4 protein-coding genes are annotated in these 2,978 nt (G+C 73.2%); 3 read left to right on the top strand and 1 reads right to left on the bottom strand.

Annotated features, from left to right (window positions below; all coding sequences use genetic code 11):
• Both AC1DUQ_RS20025 and AC1DUQ_RS20020 read left to right on the top strand, forming a co-directional pair.
• Window positions 1–660 (top strand): uracil-DNA glycosylase (locus AC1DUQ_RS20025; RefSeq protein ID WP_477074449.1); only part of this gene is annotated, 660 nt, incomplete at its 5' end.
• Window positions 661–700: 40 nt separating this feature from the next.
• A complete protein-coding gene (locus AC1DUQ_RS20020) occupies window positions 701–1,117 on the top strand; it encodes a VOC family protein (protein ID WP_477059718.1) in 417 nt (138 codons plus the stop codon).
• 9 nt (window positions 1,118–1,126) lie between these two features.
• Here AC1DUQ_RS20020 and AC1DUQ_RS20015 read toward each other — a convergent pair whose 3' ends face one another.
• Window positions 1,127–2,005 carry a DUF2510 domain-containing protein gene (locus AC1DUQ_RS20015; protein ID WP_477059717.1) on the bottom strand — a complete coding sequence of 293 codons (879 nt, stop codon included), beginning with the start codon at window positions 2,003–2,005 and terminating at the stop codon, window positions 1,127–1,129.
• 80 nt (window positions 2,006–2,085) lie between these two features.
• On the opposite strand from AC1DUQ_RS20015, the gene AC1DUQ_RS20010 reads away from it, so the two are divergent.
• Window positions 2,086–2,978, top strand: an 893-nt coding sequence (locus AC1DUQ_RS20010; RefSeq protein ID WP_477074448.1) for a glycoside hydrolase family 113, incomplete at its 3' end; no start/stop codon positions are given.

Here is a 2,978-nt window from a genome sequence, read left to right as displayed (position 1 = left end):
GTCCCCACGTGCCGGGCGTGCCCGCGGCTGGTCGCCTGGCGCGAGCTCGTCGGCGTCGAGAAGCGGGCAGCCTTCCGCGACGAGACGTACTGGGCGCGGCCGGTCCCCGGCTTCGGCGACCCGGCCGCGGCGGTGCTCGTCGTCGGCCTGGCCCCCGCCGCGCACGGCGCCAACCGCACGGGCCGGATGTTCACCGGCGACCGGTCGGGCGACTTCCTGTTCGCCGCGATGCACCGCACGGGCTTCGCGTCGCAGGGGACCTCGGTGTCCCGCGACGACGGCCTCACCCTGACCGACATCCGCGTGACCGCCCCGGTCCGGTGCGCCCCGCCCGCCAACGACCCGACCCCGCAGGAGCGGCGGACCTGCGGGCCGTACCTCGCGCGGGAGCTGGAGCTGGTGCGGCCGGGGGTCGTCGTGGTGCTGGGCGCGTTCGGGTGGCAGGCCCTGCTGACGACGCTCACCGAGCAGGGCTGGGCCGTCCCCCGGCCACGACCCCGGTTCGGGCACGGCGTCGAGCTGACCCTCGCCGGACCGGGTGGCGCCACGGTGGTGCTCCTCGGCTGCTTCCACGTCAGCCAGCAGAACACCTTCACCGGACGRCTSACSCCSGCCATGCTCGASGCGGTCCTGCTGCGCGCCCGGACCCTCGCGGGGTGACGTCGGGGGCTGTCGGCGGCCGGGACTAGCGTCGGCGGACATGGAGATCTCGTTCGTCGCGGGCTTCGGCCCCATCACGCGGGACGCGCACGTCGCCCGCTCGTTCTGGGGCGACGGCCTCGGCATCGCCCTCGAGGAGCCCGCGCCGGGGTACCTCACCAGCGACGACCTCGAGGGCGTCAAGGCGTTCGCCCTGTGGCCGATCGCGCAGGCGGCGCAGTCGACGTTCGGCACGCCGGACTGGCCCGCGGACCTGCCGACCCCGCAGGCCTGGATCGAGTTCGACGTCGCATCCGTCGCCGCGGTCCCCGAGGCCGTCGCGGAGCTGACCGCGAAGGGGCACCGGCTGCTGAAGGGCGCCACCGAGGAACCCTGGGGTCAGACGACGGCGCGCCTCCTCAGCCCCGAGGGCCTGCTGGTCGGCGTCACGTTCACGCCCTGGATGCACACGGGCTGAGCGGCGCGCTCACCCGAGCGAGGGGTCGGGGGCGAGGCAGAGGTAGAAGCCGGTGCCGTCGGCCAGGTCGAGGACCGAGTAGGTCTGCGCGGGACAGTCCGACCCGTCGCTCTCGAGGGTGACGAGCGTGCCCACGTACTCGTGCGCGGTCTCGCACCGCACCTGGAGTGCCTGGGCGTCGCCCGTGCCCTCGACCGTCCAGCACGAGCCGGCGATCGCCGGGCCGAGCGGAGGGAGCGACGACGCGCGCGCCACCTGCACCACACCGACGACGGCCAGCAGCGCGGCGAGCCCGGCGGCACCGAGCACGAGCGACTTGCCCGCGGCCGACCACGGGGTCCCGCCCTTGTCGACCATGACCCGGTACGACTTGCCGGCGCGAACGAAGGCGACGGCCGCCGAGATCAGCCCGCCGGTCGCGATGTAGCTGCCGCTGCTCCCCGAGACGCCGAGCTCCAGGGCACGTGCCCGGGCGATCGCGACCGCCCCGCCGACCACCATCGCGACGATGCCACCCACGAGCGACCAGGTCGTCGCCCGGCGGGCCGAGCGGACCGCACCCTCGTCGACGAGTCTCCCGAACGGAAGGGCCGTTCCGTAGGAGGTGCCCGGCTGACCCGGGGCCCCGAAGGACTGTCCGAAGGGCGCGATGGTCTGCCGCGGCGTCTCGAAGCCGGCGCCGAAGCCGAAGGTCATGGGCGTCTGCACCCCGAACCCCACCGGCTGGCCGAAGGCCGCATCGTGCGCGTAGGCCGCTGTGGGGACGGGCGCGGGAGGAGCGAGCGGACGCGTCGTCTCGGTCCATGCAGTCCCGTCGAACCACCGCTGGACGCCGGGCGTCACGCCGTCGTCGTACCAGCCTGCTGGATGCCCGCTTCCTCCGGTCACCTCACCCCTTCGGCAGATCGACCCACGAACTTGACCCGACCCTTTGTTCACTCGGCGAAGAAAGTCGGTAGGCTGCTCTCGTGATCACTGGAGATGACCTCGGCTACGTGGCGGGCATGACGTGGGGCTGGACCGGCGTGCGGGGCACGTGGGGCGGACCGGAGGCCGAGCGGTCGATGGACCTGATGGTCGAGCGGCTCGGGGTGACCTGGACGGCGGTCACGTTCGGTGCGCTGCAGGACACCGCACAGTCGACCCAGATCCACTTCCGCGAGCAGCCGACCGTCACCGACGACGAGGTCCGCTGGGCCATCCGGGCGGCCAGGGCGCGCGGCCTCAAGGTCTGCCTGAAGCCGGTGGTCAACGTCCGGAACGGGACGTGGCGCGCGCACATCAACTTCTTCGACATCGACGTCCCGCCGGAGCCCACGTGGTCCGAGTGGTTCGCCTCCTACACCGAGTTCATCGTCCACCACGCGCGCATCGCGGCCGAGGAGGGCGCCGAGATGCTCTGCGTCGGCTGCGAGATGGTGCAGACGGACCGCCGCGAGGCCGAGTGGCGTGCGCTCGTCGCGGAGGTCCGCGCGGTCTACCCCGGCCTGGTCACCTACAACTGCGACAAGTACCAGGAGGACCACGTCGGCTGGTGGGACGCGGTCGACGTCATCTCGTCCTCGGGCTACTACCCGGTCGACGACTGGGAGAACCAGCTCGACCGCATCGAGCCGGTGGTCGCCGCGCACGGCAAGCCGTTCTTCTTCATGGAGGCCGGCTGCCCCAGCCGCGTCGGCTCCCCCGCGCTGCCCAACGACTGGGCGCTCCCCGGTGCCACGTCCGAGCAGGCGCAGGTCGACTGGTACGAGGCGGCGTTCGGGGCGTGCGCGCGCCGCGACTGGGTCCGCGGCTTCATGCTCTGGGACTGGCCGGCCCGGTTGTACGACGAGGCGGACGCGGCGGCGAACGACGACTACTG

This window comes from Cellulomonas sp. P4_B5_2 (assembly GCF_056402235.1).
This window is presented reverse-complemented; position numbering and strand designations above follow the sequence as displayed.

Excerpts from the sequence above, each read along its gene's own strand:
- AC1DUQ_RS20020 (WP_477059718.1), top strand. The coding sequence starts at position 701 with ATGGAGATCTCGTTCGTCGCGGGCTTCGGCCCCATCACGCGGGACGCG.